This window comes from Breoghania sp. JC706 (assembly GCF_037026715.1).
Lineage (GTDB): Bacteria > Pseudomonadota > Alphaproteobacteria > Rhizobiales > Stappiaceae > Breoghania.
Map to the genome: position 1 here is coordinate 581,515 of NZ_JBANCG010000001.1, position 22,041 is coordinate 603,555.

The following is a 22,041-nucleotide window of genomic DNA, read 5'->3' on the forward strand; positions in this document are numbered from 1 at the left end:
GGATCAGCCGGGTCGCGGTGCGGTACAAGCGCAAACCCGCAAGAATTCTTGGGCTAGGCCTTGACGGAAGGCGGTTGGATGAGTAGGTTCCGCGCACTCCCAAGGCAGGCGGTAAGCTTATCTTGTATTCTGGAGCGACACGCTCTGGACCACACGCTTAAACGCTGCCGGGTTCAAATTTGGCGATAAATCGTCGAGCACACGATCGCGGGTTTCCCGTGATCCTCTGTTTTTCGCAGCGCCCTTTTCGCGCCGGCTGTGCGCGGAAACGGCGCGATTCCGCGCATGCACGGGCGCATGCAGCAGATGGACAAGGTGAAGCGCTAATATGCCGACCATCAACCAGTTGATCCGCAAGCCGCGGAAGGACCCGCCGAAGCGGAACAAGGTGCCGGCCATGGAGGCCTGCCCGCAGAAGCGTGGCGTGTGCACCCGCGTCTACACGACCACGCCGAAGAAGCCGAACTCGGCTCTGCGTAAGGTCGCGAAGGTGCGTCTGACCAACGGCTTCGAGGTCATCGGCTATATCCCGGGTGAGGGTCACAACCTCCAGGAGCACTCTGTGGTGATGATCCGCGGCGGCCGCGTCAAGGACTTGCCGGGCGTGCGCTACCACATCCTGCGTGGTGTGCTGGATACCCAGGGCGTCAAGGATCGCAAGCAGCGCCGTTCGAAGTACGGCGCCAAGCGTCCGAAGTAATCAGTTTTCGTGAACAAGGGCTGAGGATCAAAAGATGTCCCGCCGTCATCGCGCTGAAAAGCGAGAGATCAATCCGGACCCGAAATTCGGGGATGTCGTCGTCACGAAGTTCATGAACTACGTGATGCTCGACGGTAAGAAGTCGGCCGCCGAGAGCATCGTCTACGGCGCCTTCGACATCATCGAAGAGCGCGCCAAGCAGGACCCGATCGCGGTGTTCCACGATGCTCTGGCGAACGTGATGCCCTCCGTCGAGGTCCGCTCGCGGCGCGTTGGTGGTGCGACCTACCAGGTCCCCGTCGAGGTCCGCAACGAGCGTCGTCAGGCGCTGGCCATCCGTTGGCTGATCGCCGCTTCGCGCGGTCGCAACGAGAAGACGATGATCGACCGGCTCTCCGGGGAGCTGCTCGACGCCGCCAACAACCGCGGTACGGCTGTGAAGAAGCGTGAAGACACGCATCGCATGGCCGAAGCCAACCGCGCGTTCTCGCATTATCGCTGGTAAGCAAACCCCGAGGGTCTGACGCCATGGCGCGCACGCATAAAATCGAGGACTACCGCAACTTCGGCATCATGGCCCACATCGATGCCGGCAAGACGACGACGACCGAGCGGATCCTCTTCTACACCGGCCGCAGCCACAAGATCGGCGAAGTCCATGACGGCGCTGCCACGATGGACTGGATGGAGCAGGAGCAGGAGCGTGGCATCACGATCACCTCTGCTGCCACCACCGCCTTCTGGAAAGAGAAGCGGCTGAACATCATCGACACGCCGGGCCACGTCGACTTCACCATCGAGGTCGAGCGGTCGCTTCGTGTGCTCGACGGCGCTGTCGCGCTGCTGGACGCCAATGCCGGCGTGGAGCCGCAGACGGAAACCGTCTGGCGCCAGGCCGACAAGTATCACGTCCCGCGGATGATCTTCGTCAACAAGATGGACAAGCTCGGCGCGGACTTCTTCCGCTGCGTGGAGATGAGCAAGACGCGCCTCGGCGCCAAGCCGGTCGTCCTCCAGCTGCCGATCGGCGCGGAGAGCGAGTTCGTCGGCTGCATCGATCTCATCGCCATGAAGGCGCTGGTGTGGAAGGAAGAGACGCTGGGTGCTGCCTGGGATATCGAAGAGATCCCGGCAGAGCTTCAGGCGCAGGCCGAGGAATACCGCGAGCAGCTCATCGAGACCGTCGTCGAAGTCGACGAGGCCGCGATGGAGCGCTACCTCGAGGGTGAGATGCCGGACGAGGAGGAGCTGAAGGCTCTGATCCGCAAGGGCACGATCTCGACCGAGTTCGTTCCGGTGTTCTGCGGTTCCGCGTTCAAGAACAAGGGCGTGCAGCCCCTGCTCGACGGCGTCGTGGACTACCTGCCGAACCCGACGCAGGTCCCTGCGATCCGCGGCATCGACCCGAAGACGGAAGAAGAGGTCATTCGCCACTCTTCCGACGAAGAGCCGCTGTCGATGCTCGCCTTCAAGATCATGAACGACCCGTTCGTCGGCTCGCTCACCTTCTGCCGCATCTACTCGGGCGTCCTCAACAAGGGCGTGTCGCTGCAGAACACGGTGAAGGAAAAGCGCGAGCGCATCGGCCGCATGATGCAGATGCACTCCAACTCCCGTGAAGACATCGATGTCGCCTACGCCGGCGACATCGTGGCCGTTGCGGGTCTGAAGGACACCACCACGGGCGACACCCTGTGCGACCCGAACAAGCCGGTGATCCTGGAGCGCATGGAATTCCCCGAGCCGGTCATCGAGATCGCGGTGGAGCCGAAGACGAAGGCCGACCAGGAAAAGATGGGCCTCGCGCTCAATCGTCTGGCCGCCGAGGATCCGTCCTTCCGCGTCAAGACCGACGAGGAATCCGGGCAGACGATCATCGCCGGCATGGGCGAGCTTCATCTCGACATCATCGTCGATCGCATGAAGCGCGAGTTCAAGGTCGAGGCGAATATCGGTCAGCCGCAGGTTGCGTATCGCGAGACGATCACGAAGCAGGCGGAAGTGGATTACACCCACAAGAAGCAGTCTGGCGGTTCGGGTCAGTTCGCCCGCGTCAAGCTGGTTCTGGAGCCGGGCGAGCAGGGATCGGGCTTCGTGTTCGAATCCAAGATCGTCGGCGGTTCGGTGCCGAAGGAATACATCCCCGGCGTCCAGAAGGGTGTCGACAGCGTCATGTCGTCGGGTCCGCTCGCGGGCTTCCCGATCCTCGACGTGAAGGTGACGCTCGTCGACGGTGCCTACCACGACGTTGACTCCTCCGTCCTGGCGTTCGAAATCGCCGGCCGCGCGGGCTTCCGTGAAGGTATCCAGAAGGCTTCCCCGAAGCTGCTGGAGCCGATCATGAAGGTCGAGGTCGTGACGCCGGAAGAATACATGGGCGACGTCATCGGCGATCTGAACTCGCGTCGCGGTCAGATCACCGGCACCGAGAACCGGGGCATCGTCACCGTCGTCAGCGCGAACGTTCCGCTGGCAAACATGTTCGGCTACGTCAACAACCTGCGCTCGATGTCGCAGGGGCGGGCGCAGTACTCCATGGTTTTCGATCACTACGAGCAGGTTCCTCAGGCGGTCGCCGAGGAAGTTCAGGCCAAGTACGCCTGATAGACCGGCCAGCCTGACAACAACTATCGAGAGAGCGGAGAAATCCGATGGCTAAGGAAAAATTCGAGCGCAACAAGCCGCACGTGAACATTGGCACGATCGGCCACGTTGACCACGGCAAGACGACCCTGACGGCAGCGATCACGATGACGCTTGCTGAATCGGGCGGAGCCACCGCGAAGGCCTACGACGAGATCGACGCGGCGCCGGAAGAGAAGGCGCGCGGCATCACGATCTCGACGGCGCACGTGGAATACGAGACGGAAAACCGTCACTACGCCCACGTCGACTGCCCGGGCCACGCTGACTACGTGAAGAACATGATCACGGGTGCTGCGCAGATGGACGGCGCGATCCTCGTGGTGTCGGCCGCCGATGGCCCGATGCCGCAGACCCGCGAGCACATCCTTCTGGCCCGTCAGGTCGGCGTGCCGGCTCTGGTGGTGTTCCTGAACAAGGTCGACCAGGTTGACGATGCCGAGCTTCTGGAGCTCGTGGAGATGGAAGTGCGCGAGCTGCTTTCCTCCTACGACTTCCCCGGCGACGACATTCCGATCGTTGCGGGTTCGGCGCTGGCTGCGGTCGAGAACCGCAACCCGGAGATCGGCCGCGACAAGGTCAAGGAACTGATGGCCGAGGTCGACCGCTACATCCCGACGCCGGAGCGTCCGATCGACCAGCCGTTCCTGATGCCGATCGAGGACGTGTTCTCGATCTCCGGTCGCGGCACGGTTGTGACCGGTCGTGTCGAGCGCGGCGTGATCAAGGTCGGCGAGGAAATCGAGATCGTCGGTATCCGCGACACCAAGAAGACGACGTGCACGGGCGTGGAGATGTTCCGCAAGCTGCTCGATCAGGGCCAGGCTGGCGACAACATCGGTGCTCTTCTTCGCGGCATCGGCCGTGAGGACGTGGAGCGCGGCCAGGTTCTTTGCAAGCCGGGTTCTGTGACCCCGCACACGAAGTTCAAGGCCGAGGCCTACATCCTGACGAAGGAAGAGGGTGGCCGTCACACGCCGTTCTTCACCAACTATCGTCCGCAGTTCTACTTCCGCACGACGGACGTGACGGGCGTGGTGGAGCTGCCGGAAGGCACGGAGATGGTGATGCCGGGTGACAACGTCACCGTGACGGTGACGCTGATCGTGCCGATCGCGATGGAAGACGGCCTGCGCTTCGCCATCCGCGAAGGTGGCCGCACCGTCGGTGCCGGCGTCGTCGCCTCGATCATCGAGTAATCGGGCCGGATAAGTCGGGATGCCGGTTCTCGGCATCCCACGGGGGCGACGCAAGTCGCCTCCAACGTTGAAGAAGTCAGGAGCGGTCGTCGCGGTTGCGGCACCGGCTCGTAAGGACCAGAGCAATGAACGGTCAAAATATCCGGATCCGCCTGAAGGCGTTTGATCACCGCATCCTGGATGCCTCGACCCGCGAAATCGTCAACACGGCGAAGCGGACCGGCGCCCAGGTGCGCGGACCGGTGCCTCTGCCGACACGGATCGAGAAGTACACCGTGTTGCGCGGCCCTCACATCGACAAGAAGAGCCGCGAGCAGTTCGAGATGCGCACGCACAAGCGTCTGCTCGACATCGTCGATCCGACCCCGCAGACCGTCGATGCCTTGATGAAGCTCGACCTGGCTGCCGGTGTCGACGTCGAAATCAAGCTCTAAAGCGGACCAACCGAGGAACACGCTGATGCGTTCTGGAGTGATCGCTCAGAAGGTGGGCATGACCCGCATCTACTCCGATGCAGGGGAACACGTGCCGGTGACGGTTCTCAAGCTTGAGAACTGCCAGGTCGTAGCCCACCGGACGGCTGAGAAGAATGGCTATACCGCGCTGCAGCTCGGCGCAGGTCTGGCCAAAGTCAAGAACACGCCGCGGCCGATGCGGGGGCACTTTGCCGTCGCCAAGGTCGAACCGAAGCGCAAGGTCGCCGAGTTCCGGGTCACTCCGGACAACGTGATCGAGGTCGGTGCCGAAATCACCGCCGACCACTTCGTCGAAGGCCAGTTCGTGGATGTCACGGGCACGTCGATCGGCAAGGGCTTCGCTGGTGTCATGAAGCGCCACAACTTCGGTGGTGGCCGCGCTTCGCACGGTAACTCGGTCTCGCACCGTTCGCACGGTTCGACTGGCCAGTGCCAGGACCCCGGCAAGGTGTTCAAGGGCAAGAAGATGGCCGGTCACATGGGCAACACCCGCGTGACCACCCAGAACCTGAAGGTCGTGCGCACCGACGTGGAGCGCGGGCTGATCATGGTTCAGGGCGCTGTCCCGGGCTCCAAGGGCGGCTGGATCCTCGTCAAGGACGCGATCAAGCGCTCCCTGCCGGACGGGGTCCCGACGCCGGGTGCCTTCCGGGCGGCGGAAGTCGCGGCTGAGAAGGAGGCCGAGTGATGGAACTGGACGTCAAGACGCTTGACGGCGACGCGGCCGGGTCGATCACGGTGTCGGAAGAGATCTTCGGTCTCGATCCGCGTGCCGACCTGATGCACCGTGTGGTGCGCTGGCAGCTTGCCAAGCGCCAGGCGGGCACGCACAAGACCAAGACCCGCAGCGAGATCGCTGCGACGGGCAAGAAGTTCGTCCGCCAGAAGGGTTCTGGCGGCGCCCGTCACGGTGACCGCAAGGCTCCGCAGTTCCGCGGTGGCGGCAAGGCCTTCGGGCCGGTGGTTCGCGATCATGCGATCGACCTGCCGAAGAAGGTTCGCGCCCTCGGCCTGAAGCACGCTCTGTCGGCGAAGGTGAAGGCTTCCAACATCGTCGTCGTCGACGATGCGAAGTCAGCGGACGGCAAGACCAAGGCGTTGAGCGCCCAGCTCGCGAAGCTCGGTTACGCCAATGCTCTGATCGTCGACGGGACCGAAATCGATAACAACTTCCGCCTGGCGGCACGCAACATCCCGAATGTGGACGTGCTTCCGGTGCAGGGCATCAACGTCTACGACATTCTCCGTCGCGAGACGCTGGTCCTGACGAAGGCGGCGGTCAGTGCTCTGGAGGAGCGGTTCAAATGACGAACCTCAAGCACTACGACACGATCGTCAGCCCGGCGATCACCGAGAAGTCGACCATCGCGTCCGAGCAGGACAAGGTCGTCTTCAACGTGGCGCTCACGGCGACGAAGCCCGAGATCAAGGCTGCCGTCGAAGCTCTCTTCGGCGTCAAGGTGAAGGCCGTCAACACCGCTGTCCGCAAGGGCAAGGTGAAGCGCTTCAAGGGCATCAAGGGCCGTCAGAGCAACATCAAGCGCGCCGTCGTCACCCTCGTCGAGGGCCAGTCGATCGACGTGACCACCGGTCTTTAAGGGGCGAGAGGAAAGATGGCACTCAAGACCTTCAAGCCGACTTCGCCGGGTACCCGGCAGTTGGTCATCGTCGACCGCTCGGACCTGTGGAAGGGCAAGCCGGTCAAGACGCTGACCGAAGGCCTGTCCAAGTCGGGCGGCCGCAACAATCGTGGTCGCAACACGGCTCCGAACCGTGGCGGCGGGCACAAGCGGACCTACCGCATCATCGACTTCAAGCGGCGCAAGTTCGACGTCGAGGCGACGGTGGAGCGGATCGAGTACGATCCCAACCGCACCGCCTACATCGCGCTGATCCGCTACGATGACGGCGAGCTGGCCTACATCCTGGCGCCGCAGCGCCTGGCCGCAGGCGACAAGGTCGTCGCCGGTGCCAAGGTCGACGTGAAGCCGGGCAACGCGATGCCGCTGTCGTCCATTCCGGTCGGCACGATCGTGCACAACATCGAGATGAAGCCCGGCAAGGGTGGTCAGATCGCGCGTTCGGCCGGTGGCTATGCGCAGATCGTGGGCCGCGACCAGGGCTACACCGTCATCCGCCTGAACTCCGGCGAACAGCGTCGGGTTCTCGGCACCTGCATGGCGACCGTTGGTGCGGTTTCCAATCAGGATCACATGAACACCAACCTGGGCAAGGCGGGACGTTCCCGCTGGCTCGGCAAGCGCCCGCACGTGCGTGGCGTGGTGATGAACCCGGTCGACCACCCGCACGGCGGTGGTGAAGGTCGTACCTCCGGTGGCCGCCATCCGGTGACCCCGTGGGGCAAGCCCACCAAGGGCAAGAAGACCCGCTCCAACAAGTCGACCGACAAGTTCATCGTCCGCAGCCGCCACCAGCGGAAGAAGTAAGGGGAACGACCGTGGCACGTTCTGTTTGGAAGGGCCCGTTCATTGACGGCTACCTCCTCAAAAAGGCCGAGAAGACTCGTTCCTCCGGCCGTAATGAGGTCATCAAGACCTGGAGCCGGCGCTCGACGATCCTGCCCCAGTTCGTTGGTCTGACCTTCGGGGTCTACAACGGCCAGAAGCATGTGCCGGTTCTCGTGTCCGAGGACATGGTCGGCCACAAGCTGGGCGAGTTTTCGCCGACGCGGACCTACTACGGTCATGCGGCGGACAAGAAGGCGAAGAGGAAGTAACGATGGGCAAGCCGAAGCGCGAGCGTAGTCTCGCCGACACTCAGGCGAAGGCTGTCGCGCGCATGCTGCGGGTCTCGCCGCAGAAGCTGAACCTCGTGGCGGCCGGCATCCGGGGCAAGAAGGTTTCGGCGGCGCTGGCCGAGCTGACCTTCTCCCGCAAGCGCATCGCCCGCGATGTGAAGAAGACGCTGGAATCGGCCGTCGCCAACGCCGAGAACAATCACGACCTCGATGTCGACATGCTCGTCGTCTCCGAGGCCTATGTCGGCAAGGCGCTGGTCATGAAGCGCTTCCAGCCCCGGGCGCGTGGCCGGGTCGGACGGATCCAGAAGCCGTTCGCCAACCTGACCATCGTCGTCAGCGAAGTTGAGGAGGCCGCCTGATGGGTCACAAAGTCAATCCGATCGGTCTGCGCCTCGGCATCAACCGGACGTGGGACTCGCGCTGGTACGCAGACAAGAGCGAATACGGCTCGATGCTGCACGAGGATTTCCGGATCCGCGAGTACCTGCTCGATGCGCTGAAGCAGGCGGCGATCTCCAAGGTCGTCATTGAGCGTCCGCACAAGAAGTGCCGCGTCACGGTTCACTCGGCCCGTCCGGGTGTCGTCATCGGCAAGAAGGGTGCGGACATCGAGAAGCTGCGGCGCAAGCTCAGCCAGATGACGTCTTCGGAAGTGCACATCAACATCGTTGAGGTGCGCAAGCCGGAGATCGACGCGACGCTCGTCGCTGCGTCCATCGCCCAGCAGCTGGAGCGCCGCGTCGCGTTCCGCCGCGCCATGAAGCGCGCTGTCCAGTCGGCCATGCGGCTCGGCGCAGACGGCATCCGCATCAACTGCGGCGGTCGTCTGGGTGGTGCGGAAATCGCGCGCACCGAATGGTACCGCGAAGGCCGCGTGCCGCTGCACACGCTTCGCGCCGACATCGACTACGGCACGGCGACCGCTCACACCGCTTACGGTGCCTGCGGCGTCAAGGTTTGGATCTTCAAGGGTGAGATCCTGGAGCATGACCCGATGGCTTCCGAGCGTCGCAGCGCGGAAGGCAACGAATCCGGTGGCGGCGGTGGCCGTCGCGAGCGCGCCGCGTAAGTCGGCGACGATCGTTTCGGTTGGGATCTAGGAAAGCGAGAGAGCAACAATGCTGCAGCCAAAGCGAACAAAGTTCCGCAAGCAGCACAAGGGCCGCATCCACGGCACAGCCAAGGGCGGAACCGATCTGAATTTCGGCGCCTACGGCCTGAAGGCCGTTGAGCCGGAGCGCATCACTGCGCGCCAGATCGAGGCGGCCCGTCGTGCAATCACCCGTCACATGAAGCGTGCGGGGCGCGTGTGGATCCGCATCTTCCCGGACGTGCCGGTGTCGTCGAAGCCGACCGAAGTGCGCATGGGTAAGGGTAAGGGCGCTCCCGAATATTGGGCCGCCCGCGTGAAGCCGGGCCGCGTGATGTTCGAGATCGACGGTGTCGCGGAGCCGATTGCGCGTGAAGCGCTGCGGCTCGGAGCGGCGAAGCTGCCGATCAAGTGCCGGTTCGTCCAGCGCATCGCCGAGTGAGCGGAACACAGGAGTGAATGCCATGAAGGCGAGTGACGTGCGGCAGCTGACCGCTGACCAGCTCACGGAAGAGCTGGAGAAGCTGAAGAAGGAGCAGTTCAACCTGCGCTTCCAGAAGGCGACCGGTCAGCTCGAGAACACTGCGCGCGTGCGGCAGATCCGCCGCGATATCGCGCGCATCCAGACCACGGCTCGCGCTCAGCGCGCAGCCGAGAACAAGTAGGAGGCGAAGATGCCGAAGCGAGTCCTCCAGGGCATCGTCGTCAGCGACAAGAACGACAAGACGGTCGTGGTGAAAGTGGAACGCCGCTTTACCCATCCGTTGCTGAAAAAGACCGTGCGCCGCTCGAAGAAGTACCAGGCGCACGACGAGGCGAATGCCTGCAAGGTCGGCGATACCATTCTGATCCAGGAATGCGCTCCGATCTCCAAGAACAAGCGGTGGGAAGTCGTCCAGGGGACGGCAGAAGCTTCCGCCAACTGATACGACCAATCATGCATCCGGACCCCTGCATTGAGGGGCCGACAGAAGAACAAGGCGGCCAGTCATGATTCAGATGCAAACAAACCTGGACGTGGCGGATAATTCCGGCGCGCGTCGCGTTATGTGCATCAAGGTGCTTGGCGGCTCGAAGCGCAAGTATGCCGGCGTCGGTGACATCATCGTCGTCTCCGTCAAGGAAGCCATCCCCCGGGGGAAGGTGAAGAAGGGCGACGTCATGAAGGCGGTCGTCGTGCGCACGGCACGCGACATCCGCCGCGCCGACGGGTCCGTCATCCGCTTCGACCGCAACGCAGCTGTGTTGATCGGCAATAACAAGGAACCGGTCGGGACCCGTATCTTCGGCCCGGTGCCGCGCGAGCTGCGTGCGAAGAACCACATGAAGATCATTTCGCTTGCACCGGAGGTGCTCTAAATGGCCGCGAAGATCAAAAAGGGCGACACGGTCATCGTGCGCACCGGCCGCGACAAGGGCAAGACCGGCGAGGTGATCTCGGTCATGCCGGCGGAGAACCGCGTGCTCGTGCGTGGCGTCAACGTCGCCCGCCGCCACCAGCGTCAGACGGCGCAGGACGAGGGCGGCATCATCGCCAAGGAACTGCCGATCCACGTTTCCAACGTGGCGCTCGCCGATCCCAAGGACGGCAAGCCCACCAGGGTCGGGTTCAAGACCACGGATGACGGCCGCAAGGTCCGGATTGCCAAGCGTTCGGGAGACCTGATCGATGGCTGACACCAAATACGAACCGCGGCTGAAGAAGCACTACGACGAAGTGGTGCGGGCCAAGCTGCAGGAGCAGTTCTCCTACGCGAACCCCATGCAGGTTCCCGGTCTGGAAAAGATCGTCCTGAACATGGGCATCGGCGAAGCGGTTGCGGACAGCAAGAAGGCGCAGATCGCGGCCAACGACCTGGCGAAGATCGCCGGTCAGAAGCCGGTGGTCACCAAGGCGCGCAAGTCCATCGCCACCTTCAAGGTGCGCGAGGGCATGCCGCTCGGCGCAAAGGTCACCCTGCGCCGCGCGCAGATGTACGAATTCCTGGATCGCCTGGTCACCATCGCGCTGCCGCGTGTGCGTGACTTCCGCGGCCTCAGCCCGAAGAGCTTCGACGGGCGCGGCAACTACGCGATGGGCATCAAGGAGCACATCATTTTCCCGGAGATCAACTACGACGAAGTCGATCAGATCTGGGGCATGGATGTGATCGTGTGCACCACGGCGAAGACGGATGACGAAGCGCGCGAGCTGCTGCGCGGCTTCAACTTCCCGTTCCGCCAGTAGTTGAGCGATCGGACGAGGACATAGGACACGATGGCCAAGAAGAGCGCGATCGAGAAGAACAACCGGCGGGCATCGCTGGTGAAGAAATTTGCCGGCAAGCGTGCCCGGCTGAAGGCGATTGCCCGCGATGAATCGCTGTCGCTTGAGGAACGGTTCGCCGCCCGGCTGAAGCTGGCGGAGCTGCCGCGCAACTCCTCCAAGACGCGGCTGCGCAACCGCTGCGAAGTCACCGGGCGTCCGCGCGGTGTCTATCGCAAACTGAAGATGTCGCGTATTGCGCTTCGCGAACTCGGGTCCCAGGGCAAGATCCCGGGCCTGGTCAAGTCGAGCTGGTAAGGAGAGCCCAATGGCGATCACGGATCCCTTGGGGGATATGTTGACCCGCATCCGCAACGCGCAGATGCGGCGCAAGACCAAGGTCAGCACTCCGGCCTCGCGGCTGCGCGGTGGCGTGCTTGATGTGCTGGAAGCGGAAGGGTATATCCGCGGCTACAGCAAGGTTGAATTCGACGGCGGCAAGGCGGAGTTCGAGATCGAACTCAAGTACTACGACGGCGAGCCGGTGATCCGCGAGATCTCGCGCATCTCCAAGCCCGGCCGGCGCGTCTATTCGTCGGTCAAGAATATCCCGCGGGTCAACAATGGCCTCGGCGTGTCGATCCTCTCCACGCCGAAGGGTGTGATGAGCGATCATCAGGCGCGGGACGAGAATGTTGGCGGCGAGGTGCTCTGCCGCGTCTTCTAAGACGCGCGGAGCCATCCGCTGAAGTAAACGATCGAACCGGACAGGTTGGTTTCATGTCTCGTATTGGCAAAAAGGCTGTCCCCGTACCGAACGGTGTGACCGCAACGATTGACGGACAGAGGGTCGAAGTGAAGGGCCCGAAGGGTCAACTCGATTTTGTCCTCAATGAGTTCGTTGTCGCGAAGATGACGGACGACGGTATCAAGGTCGACCCGCGCGACGAAAGCAAGGAAGCGCGGGCGATGTGGGGCATGGCCCGCACGATGGTTCAGAACCTCGTGACAGGCGTGTCGGCGGGCTTCGAAAAGAAGCTTGAGATCACGGGCGTCGGCTACCGCGCGCAGATGCAGGGCAAGAACCTGCAGCTTGCCCTCGGCTTCTCGCACGATGTGGTCTATGAGATCCCGGAAGGGATCCAGGTGGCCTGCCCGAAGCCGACGGAAATCGTCGTCTCGGGTATCGACAAGCAGCAGGTCGGCCAGGTCGCGGCCGAGATTCGCGAGTACCGGCCGCCTGAGCCCTACAAGGGCAAGGGCGTGCGCTATGCGGACGAATACATCGTTCGCAAAGAAGGCAAGAAGAAGTAACGGGGCGCTGCCATGGCGAAGACCAAGAATACTTTCGAGCGTCGCCGCGATCGCGTCCGCCGTTCGATCAAGACGGTGGCGAACGGGCGTCCGCGCCTGTCCGTCTTCCGTTCCTCGAAGAACATCTACGCCCAGATCATCGACGACGCGCAGGGGCGTACCCTGGCCGCCGCGTCGACGCTGGACAAGGATCTGCGCGAGGGTCTGAAGACCGGCGCCGACACCTCTGCCGCAAGCGCCGTCGGCAAGCTGATTGCCGAACGCGCCGTGAAGGCGGGCGTCAAGCAGGTCGTGTTCGACCGCGGCGGTTACATCTATCACGGGCGCGTCAAGGCGCTCGCCGATGCCGCTCGTGAAGGCGGTCTTGAATTCTGAGCGGCGCTTTTCAGGCGCGCAGACACGGAACTGAATTATGGCTAGACAGGACAACCGCGATCGGGACCGCGACGAGCGCGACAGCGAATTCGTCGACAAGCTGGTCCACATCAACCGCGTCGCCAAGGTGGTGAAGGGCGGCCGTCGTTTCGGCTTTGCCGCTCTCGTCGTCGTCGGCGATCAGAAGGGCCGGGTGGGCTTCGGTCACGGCAAGGCACGTGAAGTGCCGGAGGCAATCCGCAAGGCGACCGAGCTCGCCAAGCGCGGCCTCGTCCGCGTGCCGCTGCGCGAAGGCCGCACGCTGCATCACGACGTTGCCGGCCGTCACGGCGCGGGCAAGGTGATCCTGCGCGCTGCCCCTCCGGGCACGGGCATCATCGCCGGCGGCCCGATGCGCGCCGTCTTCGAGACGCTCGGCGTGCAGGACGTTGTCGCCAAGTCGCTGGGCTCCTCGAACCCCTACAACATGGTTCGCGCCACGTTCGATGCGCTGAAGCGCGAAGACAGCCCCCGGTCCGTGGCAGCTCGCCGCGGCATGAAGGTGTCGACGTTGCAGGCGCGCCGTCGCGATCTGGATGATGCCGGCGCGGCCGGCGCTGAGGGTTGACGCCGGCTTGCGGCGCCCCCAGTTGAACAAGGGTTATTCCCATGGCGAAGAGCGAAAAGACCGTCACGGTCGAGCAGATCGGCAGCCCCATTCGGCGCCCCGGTGACCAGCGTGCCACGCTGGTCGGTCTCGGCCTCAACAAGATGCACCGTCGGAGCACCCTTGAGGATACGCCCGCAGTGCGCGGCATGATCCGGAAGGTCCAGCACCTCGTGCGCGTCGTCGAAGACGCGTAACGGGAGCGGGGAGAAAGAAATATGAAACTCAACGATCTGCGCGACAATCCGGGCGCCACGCCGTCCAAGACGCGCGTCGGCCGGGGCATCGGTTCCGGCAAGGGCAAGACCGGCGGCCGTGGTGTCAAGGGTCAGAAGTCCCGTTCGGGCGTCGCGATCAAGGGCTTCGAAGGCGGTCAGATGCCGCTGCATCGTCGCCTGCCGAAGCGCGGCTTCACCAACATCTTTGCCAAGGATCTCAACATCGTGAGCCTTGGTCGGGTGCAGACGGCGATCGACGCCGGCAAGCTCGATGCGAAGGCCCCGGTGACGGTGGAAGCGCTGAAGGCGGCTGGTGTGCTGCGGCGCGTCAAGGACGGCGTCCGCCTCCTGGGCGACGGTGAGTTGACCGCGGCGGTCACCTTCGAGATCGCGGGCGCCTCGCGCTCGGCGATCGAGGCGGTGGAGAAGGCCGGCGGCAAGGTCACCATTCTGGCGCCGAAGGCGCCTGCTGGCGACGCGAAGGCCGAATAGAGCGTTTCGCAACGGAAACGCGCGAATTCAAGGTCCGGCCTCACGGCCGGGCCTGTGCTTTTGTGGCGGGGTGGGTTCATCCCGCGGCAACAGGATTTCCCGGAGCCGGCGTCCCCTGGGGCGGAGCTTCAGGGAAATGCGACGAGCGATCTGTTGATTGTGCTGGTAAGGTGTGGTCGATAGGGGTTCGCTCCAGAATTCTTGCTGGGGCATATTCATTCGGGGCCTGATCGATTCGATGCGGCCCGGATATGCTTCTGGATAACGTTCGGATGGTTCGCCGCGCCGCGCTTCGCGGCTCTCGAGCAAGGTCCGGCCGGATCGAAACGCACTGGTCGACGAGATGACGGCCCGGGACGTGCCCGGCGTTGGCTCTTGTCGATCCGACCGGGTCGGTTCGATCGGAATGGCTCAAGGCGGTGGCCGGTCCGGCATCAAGGGCTTGACCGGAGTGCGGCATGGCGTCTGCGGCTGAACAACTCGCGTCTAATCTCAATTTTTCGGCCTTTTCCAAGGCAACGGAACTCAAAAAGCGCATCTGGTTCACGGTGGGTGCGCTGCTGGTGTACCGGCTTGGAACCTATATCCCGATGCCCGGTATCAACCCGGAAGCGCTCGCGCAGGTCTTCTCCCAGCAGCAGAGCGGCATCATCGGCCTGTTCAACATGTTCTCCGGCGGTGCCGTCGGACGCATGGCGATCTTCGCGCTGGGCATCATGCCCTACATCTCCGCCTCCATTATCATCCAGCTCATGACGACGGTCGTGCCGTCGCTGGAGCAGCTGAAGAAGGAAGGCGAGGCGGGGCGCAAGGTCATCAACCAGTGGACCCGCTACATCACGGTGGTGCTGGCCGCGCTTCAGGCTTACGGCATTTCGGTCGGGCTTGAGGGCCAGTCGAACCTGGTGCTCGATCCGGGCATGTTCTTCCGCATCTCCACCGTGATCACGCTGACCGGCGGCACGATGTTCCTGATGTGGCTGGGCGAGCAGATCACCTCGCGCGGCATCGGCAACGGCATTTCGCTGATCATCTTCTCCGGCATCGTGGCGGGGCTGCCCAAGGCGATCGCCGGCACGCTGGAGCTCGGCCGTCAGGGCGCGATCTCCACGGCCGTGATCCTCGGCATCATCGTCGTCGCGGTCGTCGTCATCGCCTTCATCGTCTACATGGAGCGCGCTCAGCGCCGGCTGCTGATCCAGTACCCCAAGCGCCAGCAGGGCAACCGCATGTTCGAGGGCAACACCTCGTTCCTGCCGCTGAAGCTCAACACCTCGGGCGTCATCCCGCCGATCTTCGCCTCCTCGCTGCTGCTGGTTCCGGCCACGGTCGCGAACTTCGCGCAGAACTCCGGCTCGGAGTGGCTGACCACGGTGACGGCGCTGCTCGGCCACGGCCAGCCGCTCTACATGATCCTGTACGCGGCGATGATCATCTTCTTCGCCTTCTTCTACACCGCTATCGTGTTCAATCCGACGGACACGGCCGACAACCTGAAGAAGCACGGCGGCTTCATCCCCGGCATCCGGCCGGGCGAGCGCACCGCCCAGTACATCGACTACGTCCTGACCCGCATCACGGTGCTCGGCGCGATCTACCTGGTTCTCGTCTGTCTCTTGCCCGAATTTCTAATTTCGGCGACCGGCGTTCCGTTCTATTTCGGTGGTACGTCTCTGCTGATTGTTGTCAGTGTCACGATGGACACGGTCTCGCAGATTCAGGGTCATCTGCTGGCACACCAGTATGAGGGCCTGGTCAAGAAATCGAAACTCAGGGGTAAACGCCGATGAAACTCATTCTCTTGGGGCCTCCGGGTGCCGGTAAGGGCACGCAGGCCGAACGTCTGGTCAAGAAGCATGGCATCGTCCAGCTTTCCACCGGCGACATGCTGCGTGCCGCGGTGAAGGCCGCGACGCCGGTCGGCCTCAAGGCGAAGGAAGTGATGGATCGCGGCGAGCTCGTCTCCGACGACATCATGGTCAAGATCATCGAGGACCGCACCGGCGAGCCCGATTGCGCCAACGGCTACATCCTCGACGGCTTCCCGCGCACGATCGCGCAGGCGGAAGCGCTGGAAGCGCTGATGGCCAGGCACGGCACCGCACTCGATGCGGTGATCGAGCTCAGGGTCGACGACGAGATCCTGGCGGAGCGAATCGAGACCCGGGCCCGCGAGACGGGCGGGGCGCGCGCCGACGACAATGTGGAAACGCTGCGCAAGCGTCTGGAGGTCTATCACGGCCAGACAGCGCCGCTGGTTTCCTTCTATTCCGAGCGCGGAATGCTCAAGTCGGTCGACGGAATGCAGTCGATCGACGAGGTTGCGGCCGAGATCGATGCTCTCCTTCAGGAGAGTGCGACGGCCTGAACGGGTGATGACGACAACGTGACGGTTGCGTCGCGTGGTCAAATCCAGTAATACCCGGCGCAAATCGCGAAATTAAAGCGGTCGGCGCCGGTTCAACGAGAATCGGTCCGATCTTGTCGTGTCCGCGACCCGCGATCGATTAGCGACAAACGACCGACAGATAACGACCGACAGACGATGGGCCCCGCTCGAAAAGAGGCGTGGGCCGAAAAGGAGAAATAAGCGTGGCCCGTATTGCTGGCGTCAACATCCCGACGAACAAGCGCGTCCTGATCGCGCTGCAGTACATTCACGGCATCGGCGCCGGGAAGGCGAAAGAGATCATCGAGAAGGTGAACATCGCGCCCGAACGTCGTGTGAACGAGCTGTCCGATGCCGAGGTTATCCAGATCCGCGAGACGATCGATCGCGATTATCTCGTCGAGGGTGACCTGCGTCGCGAAGTTGCGATGAACATCAAGCGTCTGATGGACCTGGGCTGCTACCGCGGCCTGCGTCATCGTCGCGGTCTGCCGGTGCGCGGTCAGCGCACGCACACCAATGCCCGCACCCGCAAGGGGCCGGCAAAGGCGATTGCCGGCAAGAAGAAGTAAGCCGGGAAGATCGCTCTGCCGCCTCAAGAGTGGGGCGGTTGGTGAGATCAGGCACACATGCCGGAAAGGCCGTGTTCCGATGGGGCACGGCTTTTGCGGCATCCGGTGGAGCCGCCGGGAATACGGCGGCGTCGAGATCGATTGAAAGGTACTAGGAATGGCTAAGGAACCGACACGCGTACGCCGCCGTGAGCGCAAGAACATCACCTCCGGCGTCGCACACGTGAACTCCACGTTCAACAACACGCTGATCACCATCACCGACGCGCAGGGCAACACCATTTCTTGGTCGTCCGCCGGCACGATGGGCTTCAAGGGCTCGCGCAAGTCCACGCCCTATGCGGCGCAGATGGCTGCGGAAGACGCGGCCAAGAAAGCGGCCGAGCACGGCATGCGCACGCTCGAGGTCGAGGTTCGCGGCCCGGGTTCGGGACGTGAGTCCGCACTGCGTGCGCTGCAGGCGGCCGGCTTTACGATCACCTCGATCCGTGACGTGACGCCGATCCCGCACAACGGCTGCCGTCCCCCGAAGCGCCGCCGCGTCTAGTCGCGCCGCTTCGATCGCAGGCGAGGGGAGTTCCGCTTCCCCGCCATTCCGTTCCTCTCTTTAGGCAAGGTATGGCCGGACTTCGGGAGCCGGCGGGAAAGCCGAAAGGGTTTTTGACGTGACCATTCAGAAAAACTGGCAAGAGCTGATCAAGCCGACCAAGCTTGACATCCGGCCCGGTGACGATCCGCGCCGCGTGGCGACGGTCGTGGCGGAGCCGCTGGAGCGTGGTTTCGGCCTGACGCTCGGCAACGCGCTGCGCCGCGTGCTGCTGTCCTCCCTGCAGGGCGCGGCCGTGACGGCCGTGCAGATCGATGGCGTTCTGCACGAGTTCTCGTCCATTCCGGGCGTGCGTGAGGATGTGACCGACATCATCCTCAACATCAAGGAAATCGCTCTGCGCATGCAGGGCGAGGGCCCCAAGCGCATGGTTCTGCGCAAGCAGGGTCCGGGCACCGTGACCGCCGGCGATATCCAGACCGTGGGCGACATCGAGGTTCTCAACCCCGAACTCGTGCTTTGCACGCTGGACGAGGGCACCGAGATCCGCATGGAGTTCACCGTGGACACCGGCAAGGGCTACGTTGCGGCCGACCGCAACCGCCCCGAGGACGCGCCGATCGGCCTTATCGCCGTCGACAGCCTCTACTCCCCGGTGCGCAAGGTCTCCTACAAGGTCGAGAACACCCGTGAGGGGCAGGTTCTCGATTACGACAAGGTGACCATGACGGTGGAAACCGACGGTTCCATCAAGCCGGAGGACGCGGTCGCGTTCGCCGCGCGCATCCTCCAGGACCAGCTCTCCATCTTCGTGACGTTCGAAGAGCCGGAGAAGGTGGTCACCGAGGAAGCGGTTCCGGAACTGGCGTTCAACCCGGCGCTGCTCAAGAAGGTCGACGAGCTGGAGCTTTCGGTGCGTTCGGCCAACTGCCTGAAGAACGACAACATCGTCTACATCGGCGATCTCATCCAGAAGACGGAAGCGGAGATGCTTCGCACGCCGAACTTCGGCCGCAAGTCCCTGAACGAGATCAAGGAAGTTCTGGCGCAGATGGGCCTGCACCTCGGTATGGAAGTGCCGAACTGGCCGCCGGAGAACATCGAAGAACTCGCCAAGCGCTACGAAGAACATCACTATTGATGTCGCACGAGCGTTTCCAGATCGTTTATCGCGCGGCGGTTTGTGGCCGCCAAGGAAGTCAAGAAGGAGAGGGCCATGCGCCACGGTAAAGCCGGCCGCAAGCTCAACCGCACCGCGAGCCACCGCAAGGCGATGTTCGCCAACATGGCGGCCTCGCTGATCAAGCACGAGCAGATCGTCACCACGCTGCCGAAGGCCAAGGAACTGAAACCGATCGTCGACAAGCTCGTCACGCTCGGCAAGCGCGGCGACCTGCACGCCCGCCGTCAGGCGATCGCGCAGATCCGCGACGTGGAGACCGTCGGCAAGCTGTTCGACACCCTCGGCGCCCGCTACAAGGAGCGCAACGGCGGCTACACCCGCGTGCTGAAGGCGGGCTTCCGCTATGGCGACAGCGCGCCGATGGCGGTGATCGAGCTCGTCGATCGTGATCCGGCCGCCAAGGGCGCGGAAGACCGTGCCCGTGCGGAGGCCGAAGAGGTCGAGACCGAAGGCGCCGCCGCCTGATCGGCCGGTGCCTCGCGCTTTCGGGCGCAGTCTCAAGATTCAAGGGGCGGCCTTCGGGCCGCCCCTTTTTCGTTGCCCGGTCGCTCTTTGGCGGCGGGCACCCCGGCTGCATATGGTTTTGTAGTCCTCACAATCCTCGTTCGCATGATCTGGCCTCTCTGCCCTCGCTGGCCGGACAAATCGATCGCCCGGGCCGCAGCGTCGTTGGCGCGCCTCCCGCGCGACGGGGCACAAATGGGCTGGTCTGTCAGGCCGCGCGCCGCCGGTCGGCATTTGCCGCATGGACTGGGGTGCCGCAATCGACGTCGATATGTACGGACGTTTGTCGCAGGAGGAGGTGCGTGAGACCTTCCAGGCGTTACGGGAATCCCAAATATCCATTCGATTCGGATATTTAACTTAGGTATTTTTTAGTAAGTGAGTGTGACCATCGCCCCCAATCTTGATGGTAATTCCTGTGACTGGGGGAGTGTAGATGGCCGGTGAGGTCGAAACTGAAGGGAAGTCCGGAAAGTCGGGCTTCGGTGTCATGTCGCGGTTGTCGTTTCGACTGCCGCTCATCGTCAGCGGACTGGCCTTGATTTCGTGCATAACGGTCGGCGTGCTCGGCTACCTGAACGGGCGGGAAGGGCTCGTCAGTGCGGCGGAGAGCGAATTGCGCATCCTGGCGCATGCCCGCGCCGATGCCTTGTCCATCAAGCTTGCCGGTGCCAAATCGGATCTCAACAATCTGGTCTCCAGCGCGAATGCATCGATCGTTCTCAATGAGATGAACGAGGCACTGGCGACACTGGAGCAGGATCGCGAACAGCTAGACGCCTACTACAGGGCCTCCGACGATCCGGCCGTGCGGGCGGAACTGACCGGCGACAAGAACAAGACGATGTATTCGTGGCGCCACACCGGCGTGCACGGAACCTTCCTCGCCATGTGGAAGCAGGCCGGCTACGGCGACATCTATGTGCTCAACATGGATGGACGCGTTATCTATTCCGTCACCAAGTCGTCCGACTTCCTGGAGACCGTCAATTCGCCTGATGTGGCCGGCACCGGCCTGCAGAAGGCGTTCGATGCCGCCAAGGGACTGAAGCAGGGCGAGCAGACGCTCGTCGACTTCTCCACCTATGCGCCGTCCGGCGGCACCGTCTCGATGTTCATCGCCCAGCCGGTGTATCTCTCCGACTACAATGAAACCGCGCTCAAGGGCGTGATGGTGCTGCGCGTCGACGTGAGCCTGCTCAATAGCGTTCTGGCAAGCCGCGAGTCGCTGGGCGAGACGGGGCAATCGTTCCTGGTCGGCAGCGACGGCGAAGTGCGCTCCGACAAGCCGCTTTCGGCCTCCGCCACGGCTCTTGAAGAGACGGTCGACAGCCCGGTGATCCTCGATGCCACCCGCGGCACGGAGAAGTTCGGGTTGATCACCGATCCTGCGGGCGCCGGGGAATTCGTGGCGGCCGTGCCGTTCTCGTTCATGGGCGCGAAATGGGCGGTGGTGGCCGAACGCAGCCAGGAGGAGACGCTGGCCCCGGTTGTGGAGATGCGCAACTCGATGATCTACGGCACGCTTATCGTGCTTGCGATCGTCACTGTCATCGGCATCGTCTTCTCCACCTACATCACCCGGGCGCTCAGCAATCTGGTTTCCGCGCTTCGCAAGATCGCGAGCGGCGATCTCGATACCGAGATCAAGGCTGCCAAGCGGGGTGACGAGATCGGCCAGATCGGCCGGGCGGTCCTGCGTATCCAGGACAACGCCGTTCGCGAACAGGAGCGCAAGGCGGCGGAGGATGCGCGCGAGCAGGAGGCCCAGGCTCAGCAGCGGCGCGAATTCGTCGAAACGCTGGCGTCCGACTTCGAGGCGTCCGTTGGCGAGGTCGTCCAGCGTGTCTTCGCGGCTTCCAACGAACTGCGCCAGTCGGCTGAAAGCATGGCGGCTGTCGCGGGAACGGCGGGGTCGCGGTCGGAGAGCGTGTCGCGGGCATCCGATGCCGCACGCGAGGAGGTCCAGACCATCGCCGGGGCGTCCGACGAACTGTTCAAGTCAATCCAGGAGATTTCCGCGCTGATCTCGCGGTCCTCCTCGATCGCCCACATGGCGAACGACCGCGCCTCGACCACCGACGAGACGGTTCGGTCCCTGGCGGAGGCCGCCGATCGCATCGGCGAGGTGATCCGTCTGATTTCGGATATCGCTGACCAGACCAACCTTCTGGCGCTCAACGCCACCATCGAGGCGGCACGAGCCGGAGAGGCGGGCAAGGGCTTTGCGGTCGTTGCCTCGGAGGTGAAGGAACTGGCCGGCCAGACCGCCAAGGCAACCGGCGAGATCGGTCAGCAGATCGAGGCGATCCGCGGTGCCACCCGCGATGCGGTGGAGGCGATTTCGGAAATCCGCACGACGATCGGCGAGATCTCCGAATCGGTCGGCTCTGTCGCCTCAGCCGTCGAGGAACAGAGCGCGGCCACGCAGGGCATCGTTTCCAATACCCAACGCGCGGCCGACGGTACCACCTCGATGACCAAGGACATCGAGGAAGTTCGCCAGGCGGCTCAGCACACGGGCGCGGCTGCGGAGCAGGTTGTCGGCGCAGCCGGCCACCTCACCGAGCAGGCCCGCACGCTGGACAAGCAGGTGCGCGACTTCCTCGATCAGATCCGCGCGGCCTGATCGCCGATCAAGCGACGAACGAATGTCGGAAAAGGGCGGCGCCGAGGGGTGCCGCCCT

General features: G+C 63.5%; 32 protein-coding genes. All 32 read left to right on the forward strand.

Translation table 11 applies throughout. The features are described from left to right. Positions 1-328 precede the first annotated feature (328 nt). The 32 genes from rpsL (at position 329) to V2L18_RS02685 (ending at position 21,983) form a co-directional block, all read left to right on the forward strand. Complete coding sequence (rpsL, locus tag V2L18_RS02530; protein ID WP_107989433.1) at positions 329-700, forward strand: 30S ribosomal protein S12; 372 nt, start codon at positions 329-331, stop codon at positions 698-700. A 34-nt stretch (positions 701-734) separates the two neighbouring features. Next, the gene (rpsG, locus tag V2L18_RS02535; protein WP_336176230.1) at positions 735-1,205 is read left to right on the forward strand and encodes a 30S ribosomal protein S7; all 471 of its coding nucleotides are present in this window, start codon (positions 735-737) and stop codon (positions 1,203-1,205) included. Positions 1,206-1,228: 23 nt separating this feature from the next. Then, complete coding sequence (fusA, locus tag V2L18_RS02540; RefSeq protein ID WP_336176231.1) at positions 1,229-3,304, forward strand: elongation factor G; 2,076 nt, start codon at positions 1,229-1,231, stop codon at positions 3,302-3,304. Between the two features lie 47 nt (positions 3,305-3,351). Beyond that, positions 3,352-4,542, forward strand: a complete 1,191-nt coding sequence (tuf, locus tag V2L18_RS02545; protein WP_336176219.1) for an elongation factor Tu — start codon at positions 3,352-3,354, stop codon at positions 4,540-4,542. A gap of 125 nt (positions 4,543-4,667) precedes the next feature. Continuing rightward, the gene (gene rpsJ / locus V2L18_RS02550) at positions 4,668-4,976 is read left to right on the forward strand and encodes a 30S ribosomal protein S10 (protein ID WP_107989429.1); all 309 of its coding nucleotides are present in this window, start codon (positions 4,668-4,670) and stop codon (positions 4,974-4,976) included. 25 nt (positions 4,977-5,001) lie between these two features. Beyond that, positions 5,002-5,706 (forward strand): 50S ribosomal protein L3, encoded by a 705-nt coding sequence (gene rplC, locus V2L18_RS02555; protein WP_336176232.1) that lies wholly within the window; start codon positions 5,002-5,004, stop codon positions 5,704-5,706. After that, positions 5,706-6,326 carry a 50S ribosomal protein L4 gene (gene rplD / locus V2L18_RS02560; RefSeq protein WP_336176233.1) on the forward strand — a complete coding sequence of 207 codons (621 nt, stop codon included), beginning with the start codon at positions 5,706-5,708 and terminating at the stop codon, positions 6,324-6,326. The genes rplC and rplD overlap by 1 nt, the downstream gene beginning before the upstream one ends. Beyond that, positions 6,323-6,616 (forward strand): 50S ribosomal protein L23, encoded by a 294-nt coding sequence (locus tag V2L18_RS02565; RefSeq protein WP_336176234.1) that lies wholly within the window; start codon positions 6,323-6,325, stop codon positions 6,614-6,616. Before rplD ends, V2L18_RS02565 begins: the two co-directional genes overlap by 4 nt. Positions 6,617-6,631: 15 nt before the next feature. Further along, positions 6,632-7,465, forward strand: coding sequence for a 50S ribosomal protein L2 (gene rplB / locus V2L18_RS02570; RefSeq protein WP_336176235.1), 834 nt, complete (start codon positions 6,632-6,634; stop codon positions 7,463-7,465). 11 nt (positions 7,466-7,476) lie between these two features. Beyond that, positions 7,477-7,755 (forward strand): 30S ribosomal protein S19, encoded by a 279-nt coding sequence (gene rpsS, locus V2L18_RS02575; RefSeq protein WP_321339738.1) that lies wholly within the window; start codon positions 7,477-7,479, stop codon positions 7,753-7,755. A gap of 2 nt (positions 7,756-7,757) precedes the next feature. Beyond that, entirely contained in the window at positions 7,758-8,138 is a 381-nt protein-coding gene (gene rplV / locus V2L18_RS02580) for a 50S ribosomal protein L22 (RefSeq protein ID WP_336176236.1), read from the forward strand. Continuing rightward, positions 8,138-8,848, forward strand: coding sequence for a 30S ribosomal protein S3 (rpsC, locus tag V2L18_RS02585; RefSeq protein ID WP_336176237.1), 711 nt, complete (start codon positions 8,138-8,140; stop codon positions 8,846-8,848). The genes rplV and rpsC overlap by 1 nt, the downstream gene beginning before the upstream one ends. Before the next feature lie 49 nt (positions 8,849-8,897). Beyond that, the gene (gene rplP, locus V2L18_RS02590; RefSeq protein WP_107989421.1) at positions 8,898-9,311 is read left to right on the forward strand and encodes a 50S ribosomal protein L16; all 414 of its coding nucleotides are present in this window, start codon (positions 8,898-8,900) and stop codon (positions 9,309-9,311) included. 22 nt (positions 9,312-9,333) lie between these two features. Further along, the gene (rpmC, locus tag V2L18_RS02595) at positions 9,334-9,534 is read left to right on the forward strand and encodes a 50S ribosomal protein L29 (protein ID WP_336176238.1); all 201 of its coding nucleotides are present in this window, start codon (positions 9,334-9,336) and stop codon (positions 9,532-9,534) included. A gap of 9 nt (positions 9,535-9,543) precedes the next feature. After that, positions 9,544-9,795 carry a 30S ribosomal protein S17 gene (gene rpsQ, locus V2L18_RS02600; RefSeq protein WP_336176239.1) on the forward strand — a complete coding sequence of 84 codons (252 nt, stop codon included), beginning with the start codon at positions 9,544-9,546 and terminating at the stop codon, positions 9,793-9,795. A 64-nt stretch (positions 9,796-9,859) separates the two neighbouring features. Further along, a complete protein-coding gene (gene rplN / locus V2L18_RS02605) occupies positions 9,860-10,228 on the forward strand; it encodes a 50S ribosomal protein L14 (protein WP_336176240.1) in 369 nt (122 codons plus the stop codon). Then, positions 10,229-10,546: a 50S ribosomal protein L24 gene (gene rplX, locus V2L18_RS02610; protein ID WP_336176241.1), complete on the forward strand. Its 318-nt coding sequence runs from the start codon at positions 10,229-10,231 to the stop codon at positions 10,544-10,546. It abuts the gene before it with no gap. Next, the gene (rplE, locus tag V2L18_RS02615; protein ID WP_336176242.1) at positions 10,539-11,096 is read left to right on the forward strand and encodes a 50S ribosomal protein L5; all 558 of its coding nucleotides are present in this window, start codon (positions 10,539-10,541) and stop codon (positions 11,094-11,096) included. Before rplX ends, rplE begins: the two co-directional genes overlap by 8 nt. Positions 11,097-11,126: 30 nt before the next feature. Next, positions 11,127-11,432 (forward strand): 30S ribosomal protein S14, encoded by a 306-nt coding sequence (gene rpsN, locus V2L18_RS02620; protein WP_336176243.1) that lies wholly within the window; start codon positions 11,127-11,129, stop codon positions 11,430-11,432. Between the two features lie 10 nt (positions 11,433-11,442). Beyond that, positions 11,443-11,841, forward strand: a complete 399-nt coding sequence (gene rpsH, locus V2L18_RS02625) for a 30S ribosomal protein S8 (RefSeq protein ID WP_336176244.1) — start codon at positions 11,443-11,445, stop codon at positions 11,839-11,841. A gap of 53 nt (positions 11,842-11,894) precedes the next feature. Beyond that, on the forward strand, positions 11,895-12,428 hold the full coding sequence (gene rplF / locus V2L18_RS02630) for a 50S ribosomal protein L6 (protein WP_336176245.1): 534 nt from the start codon (positions 11,895-11,897) through the stop codon (positions 12,426-12,428). Between the two features lie 12 nt (positions 12,429-12,440). Continuing rightward, positions 12,441-12,803 (forward strand): 50S ribosomal protein L18, encoded by a 363-nt coding sequence (gene rplR / locus V2L18_RS02635; RefSeq protein WP_336176246.1) that lies wholly within the window; start codon positions 12,441-12,443, stop codon positions 12,801-12,803. 37 nt (positions 12,804-12,840) lie between these two features. Next, positions 12,841-13,410 (forward strand): 30S ribosomal protein S5, encoded by a 570-nt coding sequence (rpsE, locus tag V2L18_RS02640; RefSeq protein ID WP_336176247.1) that lies wholly within the window; start codon positions 12,841-12,843, stop codon positions 13,408-13,410. Positions 13,411-13,451: 41 nt separating this feature from the next. After that, complete coding sequence (gene rpmD / locus V2L18_RS02645) at positions 13,452-13,646, forward strand: 50S ribosomal protein L30 (protein WP_336176248.1); 195 nt, start codon at positions 13,452-13,454, stop codon at positions 13,644-13,646. Positions 13,647-13,667: 21 nt separating this feature from the next. Next, a complete protein-coding gene (gene rplO, locus V2L18_RS02650) occupies positions 13,668-14,159 on the forward strand; it encodes a 50S ribosomal protein L15 (protein WP_336176249.1) in 492 nt (163 codons plus the stop codon). 458 nt (positions 14,160-14,617) lie between these two features. Then, positions 14,618-15,949: a preprotein translocase subunit SecY gene (gene secY / locus V2L18_RS02655; protein WP_336176250.1), complete on the forward strand. Its 1,332-nt coding sequence runs from the start codon at positions 14,618-14,620 to the stop codon at positions 15,947-15,949. Beyond that, positions 15,946-16,527, forward strand: coding sequence for an adenylate kinase (locus V2L18_RS02660; protein ID WP_336176251.1), 582 nt, complete (start codon positions 15,946-15,948; stop codon positions 16,525-16,527). Before secY ends, V2L18_RS02660 begins: the two co-directional genes overlap by 4 nt. Positions 16,528-16,751: 224 nt before the next feature. Next, positions 16,752-17,120, forward strand: coding sequence for a 30S ribosomal protein S13 (gene rpsM / locus V2L18_RS02665; protein WP_336176252.1), 369 nt, complete (start codon positions 16,752-16,754; stop codon positions 17,118-17,120). A gap of 157 nt (positions 17,121-17,277) precedes the next feature. Next, positions 17,278-17,667 (forward strand): 30S ribosomal protein S11, encoded by a 390-nt coding sequence (gene rpsK, locus V2L18_RS02670; protein ID WP_336176253.1) that lies wholly within the window; start codon positions 17,278-17,280, stop codon positions 17,665-17,667. 118 nt (positions 17,668-17,785) lie between these two features. Further along, positions 17,786-18,808, forward strand: coding sequence for a DNA-directed RNA polymerase subunit alpha (locus V2L18_RS02675; protein WP_336176254.1), 1,023 nt, complete (start codon positions 17,786-17,788; stop codon positions 18,806-18,808). Positions 18,809-18,883: 75 nt separating this feature from the next. Next, positions 18,884-19,315: a 50S ribosomal protein L17 gene (gene rplQ, locus V2L18_RS02680; RefSeq protein ID WP_336176255.1), complete on the forward strand. Its 432-nt coding sequence runs from the start codon at positions 18,884-18,886 to the stop codon at positions 19,313-19,315. Positions 19,316-19,790: 475 nt separating this feature from the next. After that, positions 19,791-21,983 (forward strand): methyl-accepting chemotaxis protein, encoded by a 2,193-nt coding sequence (locus V2L18_RS02685; protein ID WP_336176256.1) that lies wholly within the window; start codon positions 19,791-19,793, stop codon positions 21,981-21,983. Positions 21,984-22,041 lie beyond the last annotated feature (58 nt).

Coding starts and splice junctions, on each gene's coding strand:
- rpsL (WP_107989433.1), top strand. CDS start 329: ATGCCGACCATCAACCAGTTGATCCGCAAGCCGCGGAAGGACCCGCCG.
- fusA (WP_336176231.1), top strand. CDS start 1,229: ATGGCGCGCACGCATAAAATCGAGGACTACCGCAACTTCGGCATCATG.
- rplO (WP_336176249.1), top strand. CDS start 13,668: ATGAAACTCAACGATCTGCGCGACAATCCGGGCGCCACGCCGTCCAAG.
- V2L18_RS02685 (WP_336176256.1), top strand. CDS start 19,791: ATGGCCGGTGAGGTCGAAACTGAAGGGAAGTCCGGAAAGTCGGGCTTC.
- rplR (WP_336176246.1), top strand. CDS start 12,441: ATGGCGAAGACCAAGAATACTTTCGAGCGTCGCCGCGATCGCGTCCGC.
- rplX (WP_336176241.1), top strand. CDS start 10,229: ATGGCCGCGAAGATCAAAAAGGGCGACACGGTCATCGTGCGCACCGGC.
- rpsJ (WP_107989429.1), top strand. CDS start 4,668: ATGAACGGTCAAAATATCCGGATCCGCCTGAAGGCGTTTGATCACCGC.
- V2L18_RS02660 (WP_336176251.1), top strand. CDS start 15,946: ATGAAACTCATTCTCTTGGGGCCTCCGGGTGCCGGTAAGGGCACGCAG.
- rpsC (WP_336176237.1), top strand. CDS start 8,138: ATGGGTCACAAAGTCAATCCGATCGGTCTGCGCCTCGGCATCAACCGG.
- rplC (WP_336176232.1), top strand. CDS start 5,002: ATGCGTTCTGGAGTGATCGCTCAGAAGGTGGGCATGACCCGCATCTAC.
- rplE (WP_336176242.1), top strand. CDS start 10,539: ATGGCTGACACCAAATACGAACCGCGGCTGAAGAAGCACTACGACGAA.
- V2L18_RS02565 (WP_336176234.1), top strand. CDS start 6,323: ATGACGAACCTCAAGCACTACGACACGATCGTCAGCCCGGCGATCACC.
- rplB (WP_336176235.1), top strand. CDS start 6,632: ATGGCACTCAAGACCTTCAAGCCGACTTCGCCGGGTACCCGGCAGTTG.
- rpsQ (WP_336176239.1), top strand. CDS start 9,544: ATGCCGAAGCGAGTCCTCCAGGGCATCGTCGTCAGCGACAAGAACGAC.
- rpsG (WP_336176230.1), top strand. CDS start 735: ATGTCCCGCCGTCATCGCGCTGAAAAGCGAGAGATCAATCCGGACCCG.
- secY (WP_336176250.1), top strand. CDS start 14,618: ATGGCGTCTGCGGCTGAACAACTCGCGTCTAATCTCAATTTTTCGGCC.
- rplD (WP_336176233.1), top strand. CDS start 5,706: ATGGAACTGGACGTCAAGACGCTTGACGGCGACGCGGCCGGGTCGATC.
- rpsN (WP_336176243.1), top strand. CDS start 11,127: ATGGCCAAGAAGAGCGCGATCGAGAAGAACAACCGGCGGGCATCGCTG.
- rpmC (WP_336176238.1), top strand. CDS start 9,334: ATGAAGGCGAGTGACGTGCGGCAGCTGACCGCTGACCAGCTCACGGAA.
- rplN (WP_336176240.1), top strand. CDS start 9,860: ATGATTCAGATGCAAACAAACCTGGACGTGGCGGATAATTCCGGCGCG.
- rpsK (WP_336176253.1), top strand. CDS start 17,278: ATGGCTAAGGAACCGACACGCGTACGCCGCCGTGAGCGCAAGAACATC.
- rplV (WP_336176236.1), top strand. CDS start 7,758: ATGGGCAAGCCGAAGCGCGAGCGTAGTCTCGCCGACACTCAGGCGAAG.
- rpsH (WP_336176244.1), top strand. CDS start 11,443: ATGGCGATCACGGATCCCTTGGGGGATATGTTGACCCGCATCCGCAAC.
- rpmD (WP_336176248.1), top strand. CDS start 13,452: ATGGCGAAGAGCGAAAAGACCGTCACGGTCGAGCAGATCGGCAGCCCC.
- tuf (WP_336176219.1), top strand. CDS start 3,352: ATGGCTAAGGAAAAATTCGAGCGCAACAAGCCGCACGTGAACATTGGC.
- rplF (WP_336176245.1), top strand. CDS start 11,895: ATGTCTCGTATTGGCAAAAAGGCTGTCCCCGTACCGAACGGTGTGACC.
- rplQ (WP_336176255.1), top strand. CDS start 18,884: ATGCGCCACGGTAAAGCCGGCCGCAAGCTCAACCGCACCGCGAGCCAC.
- rplP (WP_107989421.1), top strand. CDS start 8,898: ATGCTGCAGCCAAAGCGAACAAAGTTCCGCAAGCAGCACAAGGGCCGC.
- rpsE (WP_336176247.1), top strand. CDS start 12,841: ATGGCTAGACAGGACAACCGCGATCGGGACCGCGACGAGCGCGACAGC.